We start from the raw sequence: 17,471 nt of genomic DNA, 5'->3' as shown, positions 1-17,471 counted from the left end.
TCCTGCTATGCTTATATTTTCGGGTCATATATAGAGACAAGGCATGTCCTCACCTACATCCGACACTCTGTGGGCGGCGATGCGTAACCCCGCATTCTACCCCCATACAACACACAATATACAAGTAATTCACACCCACATATCGACCATTTTCCTGACCGGCGAGTTCGCTTACAAGATAAAAAAGCCAGTCAACTTCGGTTTTCTAGACTTTACGCAACTGGCAGCCAGGCAACATTTTTGTGAAGAAGAAATACGCCTTAACCGCCGTCTTGCACCACAACTTTACCTAGAAGTTGTCCCCATTGTACAGATAGGTAATACTTTCCAACTGGATCCAGCAACACTGAATGCCGGTAGCACTGTGGTCGAATATGCTGTCAAAATGCGGCAGTTTGATCCCACTCAACAACTGGATCGCTTGCTATCCGCTGGTTTGTTGGCTGTAGAACAAGTGGACAACATCGCCACCCGACTCGCCCAATTTCATCAGCAAGCAGAGGTTGCACCAACAGAAAGTCCGTGGGGGAAACCCGCTAATATTCTCACACCCATGCAACAAAACTTCACGCTGTTGCGTCAGCAATTATCTGACACCGCACTTCTAAGGCGCCTGAGTCTACTGGAAGATTGGACACAACAGGAATATTCCCGTTGCCATGCTCACTTATCCCAGCGTCAACAAAAAGGCCATATCCGCGCCTGTCACGGTGATTTACATCTGGGGAATATAGCCCTGATTGACGGTGAAATCACTTTTTTCGACGGTATTGAATTTAGCGAGGCGTTACGCTGGATCGATACCGCCAGTGACTGCGCATTCTTGTTGATGGATTTAGAAGACAAGGGTAAGCCCGCATGGGCAAACCGTTTGCTTAATATCTGGCTGACGGAAACCGGGGATTATGCAGCTTTATCCATTCTGCGTTTTTACAAAGTCTATCGCGCCATGGTACGTGCCAAAGTCCATGCGTTGCGCCTCACTCAAGTTGAAGATGCCGCTGCACGTGCCGATTGCTTACACCATTGTGTTAACTACCTGAATTTGGCTGCATCCTATACTCAAGCAAGTCATCCCGCGTTGTTGATTACACATGGCTTAAGCGGTTCTGGCAAATCGTGGGGCTGCCGTCCCTTGGTGGAACAACTGGGCTACATCCAATTACGTTCGGATGTGGAGCGCAAACGCCTCGCTGCCATGCAAGCCACCGAGAATTCTAGCGCAGGGTTGAACCAAGATCTTTACAGCGATGACATGAGCATCCGCACCTATGAACACCTAGCGGAACTGGCAACGCTTGCCCTGCAAAGCGGCTACTCAGTGGTCATTGATGCCACTTTTCTGTCTATCGAGCAACGTCAGCGCTTTCGGACATTAGCCGCACAACAACACGTGGCGTTTCTGATTCTGCATTTTAGTGGCACACCCGCCCAACTGGCAGCAAACATTACGCGCCGCCAACAAGCAGGCAATGATGCCTCCGATGCCGATATTGCTGTGTTGCAGCAGCAATTAACTCATTACAAACCATTGCAGGATAATGAACCTTATGTAACAGTTCGTTTCAATGAAAGTTTACCGTTAGCGAGGATTCAAGCGCTGCTTGATTGCTCAGAAAAACATGGAGTTGAAAATGCACCTTAATCCTTTGTCAGTTTGCCTGATGACAGCCCTTTTCATTAGCCTCATCGGCACCGCTCACGCCGATACCAAATTAACCTATACCGATACAGGGTTTGCCCCCCAAGAACGCCAAACGGTCATCCAGATTCACGGCGATAAAGTCCGTATGGGGGAAGTGGGCAACGACATTTATTCTTTGTATGACGACAGCAAAAAAACCCTGTACACCGTCAACACCAAAACCAAACAATTCATTGAAACCACGCCCGACAAAATCCGCGAACGCATGACCAAAGTGGTCGAAATGCAAAATCAGTTCAAAGAAGAAATGAAAAAGCAAATGGCTTCTATGCCAGAAGATCAGCGCAAAGCCTTAGAAGAACGCATCCAGCAAAGCGAAGCAGCCATGAAAGCCCCTGCTCCTGCGATTAAGTTAGAAAAAACCGAGCGCAAAGAAACCATTCAGGGCATGGAATGCACTATTTCTACTGTCAAAATGGATGATAAACCAGTACGTGATGTCTGTATTGCAGGCGCTGGCAGCATGGATCCTGCCGATCACAAAATGCTCGTCACCATGTTTGAATACATGGATGGCATTGCGGTTGAATCTGCTAAAGCACAAGGCATGACCCCACCCTCCGAAGGTTCTGCCAGCCTACACCGTGAAGGTCTAGCTTTACGGATTCAGGCACTTCCCGAAGGGCCGCGTAGTGAACTTAGCAATTTATCCAAAGAAGCACTGGTAGATGCTGATTTCAGCGTCCCCACTGGTTTCAGCATCTTTGAACCTGCTGATGCTCCACCGCCACCAGCAGCGGCTGCACCAACACCGACAACTGCCCCTGCACCAGCTCCGGCAACCACAGCACAATAAGTCTACACATGGCACACATTAGTCGTAGTGCATTAGTACCGTATAGCGCGGCGCAAATGTACCAACTGGTTGATGGCATTAAGCTTTACCCGCAGTTCCTGCCATGGTGCAGGACAGCGGTTGAACACCAACGCGATGCCGATCAAGTAAAAGCCAGTATTGAAATTGCCAAGGGAGCAGTGAACAAGCAGTTCACCACCCTCAATCGCCTGCAAAAAAACAAAACCATTGAAATGCGTCTGGTTGACGGACCTTTTCAACACTTACACGGTTTCTGGCGTTTTGATGAGTTGAAAGCAGGCGCGTGTAAAGTTTCACTGGATCTCGACTTTGAGTTTTCCAACAAGATTATTAGCCTTGTCGTTGGCCCGATATTCAACCAAGTCGCCAACACATTGGTCGATTCTTTTGTCGAAAGAGCGAAGAAAGTTTATGGAAACGCTTAATACTCTTCATATTGAAGTGGTTTACCCCCTGCCTCATGAGCAATTACTCATGAAAGCACAAGTGCCAGAAGGCAGCAGTATCCGTGAGGGTATTCAAGCCTCCGGTATTTTGCAGCATTACCCAGAGCTCAATCTTGAAACACTGGAAGCGGGTATTTTCGGCAAACTCGCCAAATTGGATACCCCCTTACGCGAACGTGATCGCATCGAAATTTACCGCCCCTTGATTGCTGACCCCAAAGCAGTGCGCAAACAGCGTGCCGCCGAGGGCAAAACCATGAAAAAAGGTGAAAGCTAATGCACGGCATGGTTCCCCCTGATCCATCGGGTGAAGGCGTTTCACAAACGGCCTACGCCACGGTTTACATGCCCAAATTCAAAGCCAGCCGCAACCGATTTCCGGCCAGTTGCATTACATTGTATGCAACCGCGCAGGAAGCCGTTGACGCAGCCCGTCATGATGACAAACGTTTTGCCGCCATGGTGCAAGGTCCCTCTAAATCTTCTGAAGGACAATACATTTTTTACTTGCGGCAGTGGCTATAACACCAGCGTTTATTTAGGTTTTACCTGAACAGGTACCACCTCATTACGAATGTCACGCACCACACCATTTTGGAAAAACACTGTTAAGCTACTACGCTGTACAGTTCCATCGGGTGATTTTAGGTAAAACACATAGTCCCAACGGTCTTTATGGAAATCATCCACCAGTAATGGCGTCCCCAGTGTATCCTGTACTTGCGCAGCACTCATACCCGGCTGCACCAGCGCCAGCTCCTCACGGGTAATATAATTACCCTGCTGAATTTCCATTTTGTACGAACTACAGCCGCCTAACAACAAAACGCTGCTAAGGGTAAGTGAAATGATAGGCTTTATCATGTTAGTCTTGCATTGTCCAAAGTAAACATGGGCATCATAATAGACTATTCACGATGGAGAGTGCAGGGTGGAAGAAAAGGATATTAAACGTGCTGGATTAAAGATTACTCAACCGAGAGTGAAAATTCTTGATCTATTGAGCAGTGCACACGAACATCACCTCAGTGCTGAAGACATTTATAAGTCGTTGCTGGGTAATGGCGAAGAAATCGGGCTGGCTACCGTTTATCGGGTACTGACCCAGTTTGAGGCGGCTGGCTTAGTTAATCGCCACCATTTTGAAGGCGGGCAAGCCGTATTTGAACTCGCCACAGAAGAACATCACGATCATATGGTCTGCATGAAAACCGGCAAAGTCGTCGAGTTCTATGATGAAATTATCGAACAACGCCAACGTGAAATCGCCAAGCTGCATAACTTCCGCATCAAAGACCATTCCTTGATTATTTACGGTGAATTTTCAGAAGAGGAGAATCAGGCATAGCGCCTACCTCAGGCTAATACGAACGCGGGTCCCAGAAACTGTCAGATTAGGACTGATAACAATCTGTGCACCAATACGCTCTGCGCGTTTACGCATACTCGCCAACCCTTTACCGGGTTGGTCAGTGTCGGCAATACCGCGACCATTGTCAGCAATTTGCACGAAACTACTGCCGTCAGCTTCCATCCCGGTACTCACCGTGATCCGATCCCCGCCGCTGTGTTTGATGCTGTTGGTAATCGCCTCTTGCACAATACGCAACAATTGCAAGGTTTTTTCCGCACCGAACCCCGTTGGGGTGTCAATGTCATCTATCACCCAGTGCAATTCAAACCCTGCCTGCTTGATCTTGCGCCGATTGCGACTGCGGAACATTCCTAATGCCGTGGTAATGTCTTGTGAATCGAAATCCAGTGAATCAATGACCAAGCGCAAATCGTTAAGCGCATCCTGAATGTTTTCCTTAACCGCAGGTAATGCCGCATTGGGCTGTTCTAACATCGCCAAGGTGGAAACCAGATGCCCACCAAAACCGTCATGGATGTCACGCATAATACGCTCGCGCTCGTCCACCACCGCTTTTTCCTGCTCCAGCATCCGCATTTTCTGGTAATTGGCCGCTAAGGCTTGCTCACGTTCATCCACCAACTCCTCCAGATGGTGAGCGTAATACTGGGTTTCACGCAAACTCAGCACAAAACGCCGCACCAACAAAAAATACTGGCTCAGCAGTGTGAACAAAGCCGCAATATGCAGCAAGTACGGACGTGTCAGTTCTGCATTATCAAACACCCAAATATCATGAATACCAAAGACCAACATCGCAAAGCCGCAAAGCACAAACAACAAACGCTTGGTAGTTTGCTGCTCCCAATACAATTGCACCACATACGCCAACACCAAAGCGAACAAGATGACCAATAGACCGTACCAAACGCTATGGTAGCGTGCTTGTGCGCCAGATTCATAAGGCAATAAAAACAACGGCAACGCCAGTAACAATGATGCTGCCCATAAGTAACGCAGTGAGCTGCTATACGGACGTTCCCCTTTTGCCCCCAACGGCATGTAGTAATAGATCATGGTCATGATCGACAGAATGCTCAAGCCAATGGTGAAAGGAATCAAGGCTGCCCATAAGCGATCACTGACCGGAATGTCACGAATGAGGTGATTGGTACTGTGTATTGCCCACAGCGCCGAGCCAAGCGCATACCACAGGTATTCCTTCCGATGCGGATAAAACAGCCAGATGCTACTAATCAACAAGGCGGTAATCAGCAACACAATAGCGACCGTTTTGACGACCCCCTGACGCATCAGGTTATTGTATTGCCAAGCGGTTTCTAAGGCGGCGGCGGGGCCGATGTAGGCATTAGCGACCCTAGCAGCGCCGCGTGGTGCTGCCAGTTCAAAGTGCAAATTATCACCGGGAAGCATGGCTCGCTGGTGCAGACGGAACAAGAGTGGGCGGTGTTTATTGCGGGCAATGGGGGTTTCCATGCTGCCGCCTGTACCGACAATATCACCATCCGGGTAACGCACCACCAGATTCTGACTCACATTGAGGATCAGTAACATCGGCTCATCAAGCCTGAGAATAGTATCCGGAATACGGATAGTTCCATGGGTACGCGCTACTCCCTGCTCATCCACACGAACAGCGGCTTGCCAACGTGGATCAGGTGCAAACGTCAGATGATCCAATTGCAGGCTGAGCCAATACAACAGCAACAGGTAAAGCGGCAACCACCAGAAAATCCGTAACCGCACCACGCTATTCACAGCAAATGCCTTTTCACTGCTTCGTGAACCGCTTCAGCACGGGTAGTAATGTGTAACTTGCGGTAGATACTTTTAATATGCGACGTGACGGTGTGGTAGGAAATGTGTTTGAGGTCGGCGGCTTCCTGTGCGGTATAACCTTTGGCAATGAAACGGAGAATGTCTATTTCCGATTTTGTCAGTTTGACCTCATCCGCTTCGGGACGAAGACGCTTGAGCAGGTGGCTGGCAACCGCCGGGCTGATGGGCGCACCGCCTGCGCACATTTGCTGGATAGCTTGCACCACTTCCATCGAATCATCATCTTTGAGGATATAACCCGTTGCACCGGCTTCAATCGCGGTAATAACGTGTTTTTCATCACCAAATACGCTGATCACCATAACGTGGGTATCCGGGTATAACTGGCTGCTTAAACGAATCAAATCCAAGCCATTACCGTCCGGCAACCCAAGATCGGTGAGTAACACATCAGCCTGTTCACTGTGAATGACACTGCGGGCGCTGGTGGCATTGCTACACGCCGCAATCAGACGAAACGCAGGGTCAGTCGTAAACATGGTCATGAAACGGTTGAGGACTAACGGATCGTCTTCCACAACAATGATGCTAATGGGCTTGCTCATAGTAATGCGGCTTGGGTAGTGGCTGATCATTTAAGTCTAGCTGAGTTTAAGCATTCAGCAGCCCGGTTGGTTATCACGCATACTAGGTATTTTTCTCGACGCGCATTTCACTAGGATGGGGGATTCGCTCTCCACCAAACGAATGCTATTGTTATCCATACGAACAGCGTGTATTGGGGAATACAACAATCTGCACCTTGACCGCCACATGGGTAACTGTGTGGCGGTTTTTTTATGGGACAGCCGTAGCAAACACCTCCCTTAACCTAGGGATAAGCCGCCTGAAAAATCCCGTGTTTGCGTCATTTTTTACCTCGCTAAAGCAACCGATAATGCAAGGGCAGGTCAACCTGCACCTTTCTCACCACTAATGCGAGGGCTTTCCGAATGGACTTACATCATGTGATAGACATTGCCCGCCCGGCATTGTCTGATTATTTGCTGAAATACCTGCGTAGCCGGGTAAATATTTTAATCGTTGTGGATAACGAAATCAGCCTGTCACCGGGGGCAAATGCCTTCGGGATTGAGCGCGTGATCCGTTTGCTGCGTGACACATCCGTTGGTTGTATGCACTTCCAGGTCGATGTTGGGGTACGTTCCAATGTACCCTTTAGCGTCGTTGCCAGTCCCGTTGGCACGGCGGCTAAATACCTGGGGTTTCGCTTTGACAGCACGCTGCCTGCCGGTGGGCGGGTGATTGATGCGTATGATGAGGTGTGGTGCTTTGGCTTCAAACCGGACAATTTCGGCGGTTCTGATGCAAATATCACCGCACCGGGCGCGTTACCTGCCAGCAACGCCGAATTAGCCGTGCTGACCACCTGGATGAATAACCGTAAAGGCGGAGTATTTGCCACTGGCGACCATGATTACTTAGGGGCTTCCATGTGTCACCGCATTCCGCGTGTCGGCACTATGCGAGCCTGGACAAATGCGCAGGGCGTACCACCGATTGGTACAGCGTTGCGGATTGATACCAATCGCCCTGCCAATGCCGCAGAAATGGCAGGTACAGAAACCATTGAATTCGACCGTCAAAGCGATGCAGTACCACAACCTATTCAATGGAAGGCGTGGTTATCCTTCTCCTCTTCCCCTTTGCATATCCGCAAACGCCCGCATCCGGTATTGTGCCACCCCACTTTAGGCCCGATTGATGTGATGCCCGACCATCCTCATGAAGGGGTGGTGTTTGATCATGTGCCACAACCCGATGTGGGGTTTGAAACAGTTACCATAAAATCTATATAAATCTATTCAAACTTTATCATTTTGGTTAGGTTTATAAAAGCGTAGTGCCGTTTATCCGTAAACGATAGCAGCAAAAGCACGGATGACTAGACAACTATCACACCGTGCTGCATTCTGTTTGCCATGATCATCAGCCACAAAATCCGCCTTGACCCCAACCATAAGCAAGCGACGTACTTGGCGAAAGCCGCAGGCACAGCACGGTTCGCCTACAACTGGGCGTTGGCAGAATGGCAAACCCAATACGCCGCATGGAAAGACGATAACACCCAGCCAAAACCCAACCAAATGGGCTTGCGCCGCCAATTGAACGCCATCAAACGCGAACAATTCCCCTGGATGCTGGAAGTCACCAAAAACGCCCCGCAAATGGCAATTATCCAACTCGGCGTAGCCTTCAAAAACTTCTTTGCGGGACGAGCCAAGTACCCGCAATTCAAAAAGAAAGGTAAAAGCCGCGACAGTTTCACCCTCACTAACGACCAGTTCAGCCTTGACGGTTGCCGCATCCGCATTCCCAACCTTGGGTTAGTACGGATGCGGGAAACGTTACGCTTTTCCGGTAAAATTCTCTCTGCCACGATTTCCCGCACCGCTGATCAGTGGTTCGCCAGCATCACCGTGGACACCACCTCAAACCACCTCCCGCCTGCCAAAAACCAAGGCACGGTAGGGGTGGATTTGGGCGTATCTGCACTGGCAACCCTATCAACGGGGGAAAAAGTGGTTGGGGCGAAGCCGCATAAAGCCTTGCTTTCCCGCCTAAAACGGCTCTCGCGCAGCCTGTCCCGCAAGGTCAAAAGCAGTGCCAACCGCCACAAGGCAAAACAAAAACTGGCAACACTTCACGCACGTATTGCCAACATTCGCCAAGACAGTTTGCACCAACTCACTACGGATTTAACCCGCCGTTTTCACACCATCGGCATTGAAGATTTGAACGTGTCGGGCATGGTGAAAAACCGTCATTTATCCCGTGCCATCAGTGATATGGGGTTTTTCGAGTTCCGGCGGCAACTGGAATACAAGGCGGGAATGCGCGGTGCGGTGGTCGTGGTGGCTGATCGGTTTTTTGCCTCCAGCAAAACCTGTTCTGCTTCTGGCTGTGGGCATAAAGTGGAGAAGCTGCCACTGTCGGTACGTGAATGGACTTGCCCCGTTTGCGGTGCAGTCCATGACCGTGACGTAAATGCCGCCAAGAATTTAGAAGAATACGCCGTGAGTTACACGGTGTCTGCCTGTGGAGGGGAAGGCTCTGGTCTTGGGCGCAAGCCGAAGACGAAACCAGCCCCCGTGAAGCAGGAATTCAACACCATGACTACTTTTAGTTAGCTATAGGTAGATTTGGGTAGGTTTGAAATAACGGTTAGCGGCTATCACCTTGGGCAATAACTACAATTTCGGGGCGGGGGTTACGGGAGCAGAATACCCCACAGCAGGCGGGGTACAACCCCTGCCGATGGTCATTGCGCACGGGACAACCTTAGCTGACCCACCCTTGCAGCATGAAAAAGGGGATTCACCTGCCAAGCGGTTTGCCATGATCAATGTGTATGACGGTCATCGTGCCAATGTCGGGCGGGTAGCGACCGATTCCACCTGGCATCACTGGATGAATATCAATATCACCCAAATCGAAGCGGCTGGCGGCGCTAACTGGGAAAAGATCAAACGCTATTACCTGAATCTGGCGGTCTGGTTAGCCCCACCGGAAATTCCGCGCCATTGCTTCTTCTTCCATACGCTGGAAAGCCTGTATTCTTACCCCGGCATTGAAGAATTCCACCCCAAAGTCAATCTGTTGGATGCCGGGCTGGTATTCCGCAAACGCTTAATCGGATTGTATGGCCCGTGCTGGGTCACACAATTCGTGTTCGACTGGCTGGGTCTGTTAGACCTGAAGTTGCGGGAACGCTTGATTGAGCGCTACCTGTTGCTGCCCATGCCTAACCGCCCGATTCCGCCCCGCCCTGACCCTTGCCTGAGTTGCCCGCCACCGGAACTGTTCGAAGCTGTAATATTGGGCGGTGCTATCCGGGCGACGTCAGCCGCCCTGTTCGCCAATGGCGGTGGCTTAGAAGCTGGGCTAAAACTCATGCTGGAAATGAAGCCAGAGCGCTTGGAAAAACACCTGCTGGAAGGGACGGCTGAAGGCTTGAAACAACTTCAGGCACTTTCCGCCAAGTCTTGCGAGGAAACCAGACACTTGTTTGGCTAACCAGCAGCATTAACAAGGCGATACAGTGGGGGCAAGGTTGCCCCCACTACTTTTACCCGTCGTCTACTTATTGTTTTGCATTTAGCTGGCAGGCGGGTATAATCTCGCGCTTTACTCAATTGTGGATTTGAGACAGATTTGTATGCCTAGTGTAAAAGTACGTGATACCGAACCTTTTGAAGTTGCTCTGCGCCGTTTCAAGCGCACCTGTGAAAAAGCTGGCGTTGTAGCTGATGTCCGCGCCCGTGAATTCTATGAAAAGCCTACCTCGGTGCGCAAGCGTATGCGTGCTGCGGCTGTTAAGCGCAACCTGAAGCGCATTTCCCGTGACCTGAACCGTCGCGTGCGTCTGTTCTGATATGAGCCTCAAGGCACAAATCACCGAAGACATGAAAACTGCCATGCGTGCGCATGAAAAGGCGCAGCTTGGTGTTATCCGTCTGATTCTCGCTGCGATTAAGCAGCAGGAAGTGGATACGCGTGCCGAAATGGACGATACCGCCGTCTTGGTGGTGTTGGACAAAATGTGTAAACAGCGTCGCGAATCCATCCGCCAATACGGTGACGCAGGTCGCACCGATTTGGTCGCGCAGGAAGAATATGAACTGGGTATTATCCAGACCTACCTTCCGCAACCCCTCAGCGTCGCCGAATTGGATGACCTCATTCAACAAGCGATTACTGAAACCGGCGCGACATCCGTGCGTGATATGGGCAAAGTCATGACGTGGCTAAAACCCAAAGCACAAGGTCGCACGGATATGGGGCAAGTGAGCGGACTCATCAAAACCCGTCTCGGCGGCTAACACCAGCCAATCTTTTACGCATTCAGGGGTGTCGATATGACCGAACTCAAAAACGACCGTTTCTTACGCGCACTCCTGAAACAGCCAGTCGATACCACGCCCATATGGATTATGCGTCAAGCTGGGCGTTATTTGCCTGAATACCGTGCTACCCGCGCCCGCGCCGGTAGTTTCATGGATTTGTGCAAAAATGCCGATCTTGCCTGCGAAGTCACCCTGCAACCGCTGGAGCGTTACGCGCTGGATGCGGCCATCCTGTTTTCTGACATCCTCACCGTTCCTGATGCCATGGGCTTAGGCTTGTACTTCTCGGAAGGCGAAGGCCCGCGTTTCACCAACCCCGTGCAAAGCATGGCGGATATTGAAAAGATCGGCATTCCCGACCCCGAAGGCGAATTGCAGTACGTAATGAATGCGGTACGCACCATCCGCCGCGAACTCGACGGGCGTGTTCCCTTGATCGGTTTCACCGGCAGCCCGTGGACACTGGCGACATACATGGTGGAAGGCAGTTCCAGCAAGGAATTCGCCAAGGTGAAGGGCATGTTGTATGACGACCCCAAAGCCCTGCACTTGTTGCTAGACAAGCTGGCAGACAGCATTATCCTCTATCTGAATGCGCAGATTGCAGCCGGGGCGCAAGCCGCCATGATCTTTGATACGTGGGGCGGTTCGTTGACACCCACGACTTACCGTGAATTCTCCCTGCGTTACATGCAGAAAATCGTCGATGGCGTGACCCGTGAAAACGACGGGCGCAAAGTTCCTGTCATTCTGTTCACCAAAGGCGGGGCGCAATGGCTCGAACCGATGGCGGATACCGGTTGCGATGGCTTAGGGCTGGATTGGACGATTAATATTGCCGATGCTCGCGCCCGTGTGGGTGACAGAGTTGCGCTGCAAGGCAATATGGATCCTTGTGTGCTGTATGCGTCACCGGAGGTGATTCGTCAGCAAGTCGCTGATATTCTCGCGAGTTACGGGCAAGGTTCCGGGCATGTGTTTAATCTTGGGCACGGGATTCACCAGCATATTAACCCCGAAAATGTCGGCGTGCTGGTAGATGCCGTGCATGAATTGGGCAAGCAATACCACACCGCTGCCTGAATTACAGAATGCCTAAACGCTGCGCTTCCATCACACACGCCAACCGATTGTGAACCGCTAGTGCCGCAATTAGTTTGGATACGTGAATCTTGACGGTGGATTCGGCAATGTCCAAGGTATCTGCCATCTTGTCAAGTCCCGATAGATCATAGACTTTCTTTTTGAACAAATCTGGCTTCTTTTTCTGCCATTCCTTGAGCGCTTGAATAGTGGTTTTGTCTTCCTAGCCAGCCGCAAACTGCCCGAATGTGTACCCGCCACCGAAGAAGAAACCGGCGCACCACCTATCGAAGCCGACACCGTACAAATCGTGCAAGTGCTTCCTGCGGCGAGTAATATTGGTTTTCATGATGTCGCCCCCATGACCCTTAGTACCATCAATGGTGAAACCTTCAGTAGCTGGACATATTTTCAATCTTTAGTCAAAGATGGCTCACAAAAAACCATTGTATTGGAAAATGAAACCAGTTATCAGGTAGTTATTAATCGTCAATTGGCAGAGAAGGAACACGACGCTTTGTTAGAAAAATACCGTATCCCCAACACACAGCCAGACGATCCGGCTGAAGAAGAGGCAGAACCATGAGCTGTGTACTCCCTCCCGTCTGCGTATTTTGTCAGCACTTCTTGGAAGATGACCCTGACCGAGAGTGCCAAGCCTTTGTGGAAATACCAAGCGCCATCATGGATGGCAAATGCGACCATACCGAGCCATACCCCGGTGATAACGGCTATCGCTTCCGCTTGGTTCCTGAAGAATTAGAAACAGTGAATTCAAGTAATAAGTGCATAACCCACCAACTTTTCGGCCTCTATGCCGGATAGTTCTCGGAACACCTCGTAAGGTGTCTTGAATCCCAGACACTTCCTTGGTCTGTTGTTGAGTTTATGTACAGCCTCCAGTACCTGTCGGGTGGTCACGTCCAATAGCCCCATTGCCTTGGGGAAGTATTGGCGTAACAGCCCATTGGCGTTCTCATTTTGCCCACGCTCCCACGAATGGTAGGGCTTGGCGAAATACGTTTCGCACCCAAGGGCTTGGGCAACTTGCTCATGTTTGGCAAACTCTTTGCCGTTGTCGAAGGTGAGCGTGTGCACCCAATCCTTGAAGCTGTCCAGCAAGGTGATAATGCTGCTGGTTACGGCTTCTGCGGTCTTGTTTGCCACTGGAAAAGCTAGGCGTAGCTTGGATTTGCGTTCATCCAGTGTCACCAGTGCGCCTTGGTGTCCCTTGCCGATCATGGTGTCGGCTTCCCAGTCACCGAGCCGTTCACGCTGGTTGGCTACCGCTGGGCGTTCGTCAATGTCCACTCGGTTGGGGATGCCTTTGACGCTGCCCGTTTTACTGCCGTAACGCTGGCGGTATTTCTTCGTATGGCGGCGCAGGTTCAGGTACAGCTTGCCGCCCGCACGCTTGTCCCTGAGTACATGCTGGTAGATGGCTTCATGGCAAATAGTCGTTTTGCCTTCCGCTTTCAGTCGACCGCTGATCTGCTCAGGACTCCATTGCTGTTCCAGCAGCGTATCAATGCTGACCGCCAGTTCCGGGGTCAACTTGACCGCTTTGGGCTTGTCCGCATGGCGTTGTTGCGCTTTGGCGTGCGCTTGCTTGTGCCGATAGCCGCGTTGCCCTCGGTTGCGGGTCAGTTCACGACTGATCGTCGATTGACTGCGCCCCAAGGTTAACGCGATTGTTGCCGTCGATTCCTTCATCTTGTGCCGGGTTTCGATATAATGCCTCTCCTCAGAGGTAAGGTGTGTGTAAGCCATGAAGCTCTCCTGTCAGTGGTTTTTCGGGATGCTTTTTACCACATCTTGCCGCTGACCTGATGAGGAAAATCGCATCCCGCCTCGATTAACGGGCTATGCACTTATGATACGAATTCGCCAACGTTTTTAGAACTGAACGAAGCCAGGCGGGAATTTAAACTTCCCACCTTCCGCCTGCCTTAAAGCGCATCCAAGCCGCGAGCCAGATCACGTTGAATATCACGCACACTTTCCAAGCCCACCGACACCCGCAATAAACCGGCGGCGATGCCTGCTTGCTGTTTTTGCTCCGGGGTTAAACGCCCGTGCGTGGTGGTGGCAGGGTGCGTAATCGTGGTTTTCGCATCCCCCAGATTCGCGGTAATGGAGAGCATTTGGGTCGCATCCACCACTCGCCAAGCCGCTTCCTGCCCGCCTTTCACAATAAAGGAAACCATCCCCCCAAAACCGCTTTGCTGCTGTTGCGCCAGTGCGTGTTGCGGGTGCGACACCAGCCCCGGATAATGTACCCGCTCAATCGCCGGGTGCGCTTCTAACCATTGGGCAAGCTGCATGGCATTCTCACAGTGCGCCTTCATCCGCAGGGAAAGCGTTTCCAAGCCCTTGAGGAATATCCACGCATTAAACGGACTCATGGTCATGCCACCATTGCGCAAAATACCGTAGACATCCTTGCCGACACGCTCCTTATCGCCGACCACCGCACCGCCCAGCGCCCGCCCCTGCCCATCCAAATACTTGGTGGCAGAATGCACCACAATGTCCGCCCCTAATGCCAACGGGCGTTGCAAAACGGGGGTACAGAAACAGTTATCGACCACCAACAGGCTACCGTGACGGTGCGCCAAATCAGCTAATTCACGAATATCCACAATGTCGGTTAATGGATTCGCGGGCGTTTCCACGAATAATAAGCGCGTATTCGGCTGCAACGCCGCCTCCCAAGCACCCAAATCCGTCAACTCGACAAAGCTAAACGTCACGCCGAATTTGCCGATAATGTTTTGCAACAACAGCGTGGTCGTACCAAACACTGCGCGGGAACACACCACGTGATCCCCGGCTTTCAGCAACCCCAACATCACCGCCAAAATCGCCGACATACCTGACGCGGTTGCCACACAGCTTTCACCACCTTCTAACGCTGCAAGACGTTCCTGAAAATAGCGTACCGTCGGGTTAGTGAAACGCGCATAGATATTACCCAGTTCAGTTCCACCAAACCGCGCTGCCGCTTGCGCCGCACTGCTGAACACAAAGCTGGAGGTGGGGAAAATCGCTTCCGAATGCTCGCCTTCATTGGTGCGTACATGCCCGGCACGTACCGCCAGTGTTTCAAATTCCCACTCAGTATGGTTCAAAATTTATCCCTCACGTTTTCGCGTAATCACCACCAAGGTATCTTCATCCACGCGGTTGAACAAGTCGATTACATCGGCATTGCGCATCCGAATGCAGCCGTGCGAAGCGGGATTACCCAGCCTGCCTTCTTCATCCGTGCCGTGAATATAAATGTAACGCTCATACGAATCCACGTTGCCGCCTTTATTGACACCCAGCTCTAAACCATCCAACCACAGAATGCGGGTAGTGACATTATCAGCGGTGCTGCGCTCATCCGCACCCGTCAGAATTTGTGCAACACGCCCAGTATTTTGCCGTGCTTTGAAGATTGCCCCCAACGGCGCACCATCACCCAACTTTTGTGCCACGCGGTGTACACCTAAAGGGGTTTGCTGGCTACCTTTAACGCTTCCCAAACCGTTAGTGGCAGTGGAAATCACCCACTCATTCACCGCCTGCCCGTTTTCCACCAAGATCAGCGTTTGCGCGGTGGCATCCACCACCAATACCCGTGCAGTGGAATAGCTGGGGAAATCCCGTGCCAACGTCGCAAGCAGTGCGGTGAAACGCTCGTCACCAGCGGGTGTTGCCACCTCTGCTGTGGGCGCAGGCAGTGGTGGCGGCAAACTTAAAGGCGTCACTTCTGATTCAGCCATCAATGCCCCACTGCTAATCGCTGTTGCAAATATCAATGGCAACCATATTTTTTTCACGGTTTGTTTGTTGTTCGTCATTTCGTAAAGCCTCTAATTCAGCAAAATAGTCACCGTTTTCACCCGTGGCGTAATGCCCAGTGAAAACGGAACAGTCAAAATCTTTCAAGCGTGGGTTGCCTTTACTCACAGCGGCAATCAAGTCCTCCAGCGGTAAGTACACCAAACGATCAACCCCAATCGCCTGCCCTACCTCTTCTTCGGTACGCCCGTGCGCAATAAGTTCCTTGGCAGCGGGCATATCAATCCCATAAATATTGGGAAACTTGATCGGCGGCGACACGGAAGCAAAATACACTTTTCGCGCCCCCGCATCGCGTGCCATTTGCACAATCTCGCCGGAAGTTGTACCGCGCACAATCGAATCATCCACCAACATCACGTTTTTGCCTTTGAATTCCAAGGCTAAGGGGTTGAGTTTCTGGCGTACCGATTTTTTGCGCTTGGCTTGCCCCGGCATAATAAAGGTGCGCCCAATGTAGCGGTTCTTGATGAAACCTTCCCGATACGGCACTCCCAAGGTATACGCCATTTCCAGTGCGGAGGTACGGCTGGTGTCAGGAATGGGGATTACCACATCAATGTCATTATCCGACCAGTCACGCATCACCATTTCCGCCATTTTGCGCCCCATGCGCATCCGTGCTTTATGCACAAATACATTGTCGATAATCGAATCCGGACGGGCAAAATACACGTACTCAAAGATACAGGTGCTATAACGCGGGTTCTTGGCACATTGGCGCGTAAATACCTGACCATCAGGGCGGATGAAAATCGCCTCACCCGGCTCAATATCGCGCACTAAACGGTAGCCTTGCACATCCAAAGCAACACTTTCGGAGGCTAACATGAATTCTTTACCATGCGGTGTTTCACGTACCCCGTACACCAACGGACGAATCCCATGCGGATCACGGAAACCCACCAAACCATCACGAGTCAACATGGCAACAACCGCATACGCGCCCTTGCAACGGCGATGCACACCTTCGACTGCTGAAAAAATATCTTCAGGGCGTACATGCAACGCATCTTGACGCAGCAACTCCTGCGCAAAGACATTCAACAGAATTTCAGAATCGGATTCCGTATTAATTTGACGGCGATCCTGCCGGTATAACTCTTTTTTCAGCACATGTGCATTGGTGAGATTGCCATTGTGCGCCAAAGAAATACCGTAAGGGCTATTCACGTAAAACGGCTGAGCTTCAGCAGAAGACGATGACCCCGCCGTTGGGTAACGCACATGCCCTATCCCCATATTACCTTGTAACATCGCCATATGACGTTCATTGAAAACGTCTTTCACCAAACCGTTATCACGACGCAAATACAATTTTCTGCCATCACTGGTCACAATTCCTGCTGCATCCTGTCCACGGTGTTGTAAAACCGTCAGGCCATCATAAATTGCCTGATTAACAGGTTCATGGCCGATAATCCCGATAATTCCGCACATAACAAGCCTTCCGGTGAAACGAAAACGTCATATTCTAACCCCGTCAAAACAAAACAGCCATGCACGATTA

At 51.1% G+C, this 17,471-nt stretch carries 22 protein-coding genes; 14 read left to right on the top strand and 8 right to left on the bottom strand.

Going from position 1 to position 17,471, the window contains the following annotated elements; all coding sequences use genetic code 11:
* Positions 1-43: 43 nt before the first annotated feature.
* From QJT81_05985 to QJT81_05965, 5 genes are read left to right on the top strand one after another with little or no spacing between them, the layout of a single operon-like run.
* A complete protein-coding gene (locus QJT81_05985) occupies positions 44-1,645 on the top strand; it encodes an AAA family ATPase (protein ID WGZ95536.1) in 1,602 nt (533 codons plus the stop codon).
* Complete coding sequence (locus tag QJT81_05980) at positions 1,635-2,501, top strand: hypothetical protein (GenBank protein ID WGZ95535.1); 867 nt, start codon at positions 1,635-1,637, stop codon at positions 2,499-2,501. The genes QJT81_05985 and QJT81_05980 overlap by 11 nt, the downstream gene beginning before the upstream one ends.
* 8 nt (positions 2,502-2,509) lie before the next feature.
* Positions 2,510-2,947 carry a type II toxin-antitoxin system RatA family toxin gene (locus tag QJT81_05975; GenBank protein WGZ95534.1) on the top strand — a complete coding sequence of 146 codons (438 nt, stop codon included), beginning with the start codon at positions 2,510-2,512 and terminating at the stop codon, positions 2,945-2,947.
* Complete coding sequence (locus QJT81_05970; GenBank protein ID WGZ95533.1) at positions 2,934-3,245, top strand: RnfH family protein; 312 nt, start codon at positions 2,934-2,936, stop codon at positions 3,243-3,245. Before QJT81_05975 ends, QJT81_05970 begins: the two co-directional genes overlap by 14 nt.
* Positions 3,245-3,493: a hypothetical protein gene (locus tag QJT81_05965; GenBank protein ID WGZ95532.1), complete on the top strand. Its 249-nt coding sequence runs from the start codon at positions 3,245-3,247 to the stop codon at positions 3,491-3,493. Before QJT81_05970 ends, QJT81_05965 begins: the two co-directional genes overlap by 1 nt.
* 9 nt (positions 3,494-3,502) lie before the next feature.
* Here QJT81_05965 and QJT81_05960 read toward each other — a convergent pair whose 3' ends face one another.
* A complete protein-coding gene (locus tag QJT81_05960) occupies positions 3,503-3,832 on the bottom strand; it encodes an outer membrane protein assembly factor BamE (protein ID WGZ95531.1) in 330 nt (109 codons plus the stop codon).
* Between the two features lie 67 nt (positions 3,833-3,899).
* On the opposite strand from QJT81_05960, the gene fur reads away from it, so the two are divergent.
* Positions 3,900-4,316: a ferric iron uptake transcriptional regulator gene (gene fur, locus QJT81_05955; GenBank protein ID WGZ95530.1), complete on the top strand. Its 417-nt coding sequence runs from the start codon at positions 3,900-3,902 to the stop codon at positions 4,314-4,316.
* Positions 4,317-4,319: 3 nt separating this feature from the next.
* Here fur and QJT81_05950 read toward each other — a convergent pair whose 3' ends face one another.
* Both QJT81_05950 and QJT81_05945 read right to left on the bottom strand, forming a co-directional pair.
* A complete protein-coding gene (locus QJT81_05950; GenBank protein ID WGZ95529.1) occupies positions 4,320-6,101 on the bottom strand; it encodes a histidine kinase in 1,782 nt (593 codons plus the stop codon).
* Positions 6,098-6,727, bottom strand: a complete 630-nt coding sequence (locus tag QJT81_05945; protein ID WGZ95528.1) for a response regulator transcription factor — start codon at positions 6,725-6,727, stop codon at positions 6,098-6,100. The genes QJT81_05950 and QJT81_05945 overlap by 4 nt, the downstream gene beginning before the upstream one ends.
* A 387-nt stretch (positions 6,728-7,114) precedes the next feature.
* On the opposite strand from QJT81_05945, the gene QJT81_05940 reads away from it, so the two are divergent.
* The 6 genes from QJT81_05940 (at position 7,115) to hemE (ending at position 12,112) form a co-directional block, all read left to right on the top strand.
* Complete coding sequence (locus tag QJT81_05940; protein ID WGZ95527.1) at positions 7,115-7,981, top strand: hypothetical protein; 867 nt, start codon at positions 7,115-7,117, stop codon at positions 7,979-7,981.
* A 123-nt stretch (positions 7,982-8,104) separates the two neighbouring features.
* Positions 8,105-9,313, top strand: coding sequence for an RNA-guided endonuclease TnpB family protein (locus QJT81_05935; GenBank protein ID WGZ95526.1), 1,209 nt, complete (start codon positions 8,105-8,107; stop codon positions 9,311-9,313).
* Between the two features lie 49 nt (positions 9,314-9,362).
* Positions 9,363-10,199 (top strand): hypothetical protein, encoded by an 837-nt coding sequence (locus QJT81_05930; GenBank protein WGZ95525.1) that lies wholly within the window; start codon positions 9,363-9,365, stop codon positions 10,197-10,199.
* A 142-nt stretch (positions 10,200-10,341) separates the two neighbouring features.
* Complete coding sequence (rpsU, locus tag QJT81_05925) at positions 10,342-10,557, top strand: 30S ribosomal protein S21 (protein WGZ95524.1); 216 nt, start codon at positions 10,342-10,344, stop codon at positions 10,555-10,557.
* 1 nt (position 10,558) lies between these two features.
* Positions 10,559-11,005 carry a GatB/YqeY domain-containing protein gene (locus QJT81_05920; GenBank protein WGZ95523.1) on the top strand — a complete coding sequence of 149 codons (447 nt, stop codon included), beginning with the start codon at positions 10,559-10,561 and terminating at the stop codon, positions 11,003-11,005.
* A gap of 36 nt (positions 11,006-11,041) precedes the next feature.
* On the top strand, positions 11,042-12,112 hold the full coding sequence (hemE, locus tag QJT81_05915; GenBank protein WGZ95522.1) for a uroporphyrinogen decarboxylase: 1,071 nt from the start codon (positions 11,042-11,044) through the stop codon (positions 12,110-12,112).
* A 1-nt stretch (position 12,113) separates the two neighbouring features.
* Here the strand turns inward: hemE and QJT81_05910 are convergent, their stop codons facing one another.
* Positions 12,114-12,239, bottom strand: coding sequence for a LuxR C-terminal-related transcriptional regulator (locus QJT81_05910; protein WGZ95521.1), 126 nt, complete (start codon positions 12,237-12,239; stop codon positions 12,114-12,116).
* 75 nt (positions 12,240-12,314) lie between these two features.
* Here QJT81_05910 and QJT81_05905 point away from each other — a divergent pair, with 75 nt between their 5' ends.
* Both QJT81_05905 and QJT81_05900 read left to right on the top strand, forming a co-directional pair.
* On the top strand, positions 12,315-12,698 hold the full coding sequence (locus QJT81_05905) for a hypothetical protein (GenBank protein ID WGZ95520.1): 384 nt from the start codon (positions 12,315-12,317) through the stop codon (positions 12,696-12,698).
* A gap of 48 nt (positions 12,699-12,746) precedes the next feature.
* Positions 12,747-12,875: a hypothetical protein gene (locus QJT81_05900; GenBank protein ID WGZ95519.1), complete on the top strand. Its 129-nt coding sequence runs from the start codon at positions 12,747-12,749 to the stop codon at positions 12,873-12,875.
* Between the two features lie 11 nt (positions 12,876-12,886).
* On the opposite strand, the gene QJT81_05895 is transcribed toward QJT81_05900, so the two are convergent.
* From QJT81_05895 to purF, 4 genes are all read right to left on the bottom strand, one after another.
* Positions 12,887-13,882, bottom strand: a complete 996-nt coding sequence (locus tag QJT81_05895; GenBank protein ID WGZ95518.1) for an IS30 family transposase — start codon at positions 13,880-13,882, stop codon at positions 12,887-12,889.
* Positions 13,883-14,061: 179 nt separating this feature from the next.
* The gene (locus QJT81_05890; protein WGZ95517.1) at positions 14,062-15,243 is read right to left on the bottom strand and encodes an O-succinylhomoserine sulfhydrylase; all 1,182 of its coding nucleotides are present in this window, start codon (positions 15,241-15,243) and stop codon (positions 14,062-14,064) included.
* A 3-nt stretch (positions 15,244-15,246) separates the two neighbouring features.
* Positions 15,247-15,882, bottom strand: a complete 636-nt coding sequence (locus tag QJT81_05885) for a L,D-transpeptidase (protein ID WGZ95516.1) — start codon at positions 15,880-15,882, stop codon at positions 15,247-15,249.
* Positions 15,883-15,895: 13 nt separating this feature from the next.
* Positions 15,896-17,401, bottom strand: coding sequence for an amidophosphoribosyltransferase (purF, locus tag QJT81_05880; GenBank protein WGZ95515.1), 1,506 nt, complete (start codon positions 17,399-17,401; stop codon positions 15,896-15,898).
* Positions 17,402-17,471 lie beyond the last annotated feature (70 nt).

It is taken from the genome of Candidatus Thiothrix putei, assembly GCA_029972225.1.
In the GTDB taxonomy this organism is placed as follows: domain Bacteria; phylum Pseudomonadota; class Gammaproteobacteria; order Thiotrichales; family Thiotrichaceae; genus Thiothrix; species Thiothrix putei.
The sequence above is the reverse complement of the archived record's forward strand: the minus strand, read 5'-3'. Positions and strand labels throughout refer to the sequence as shown.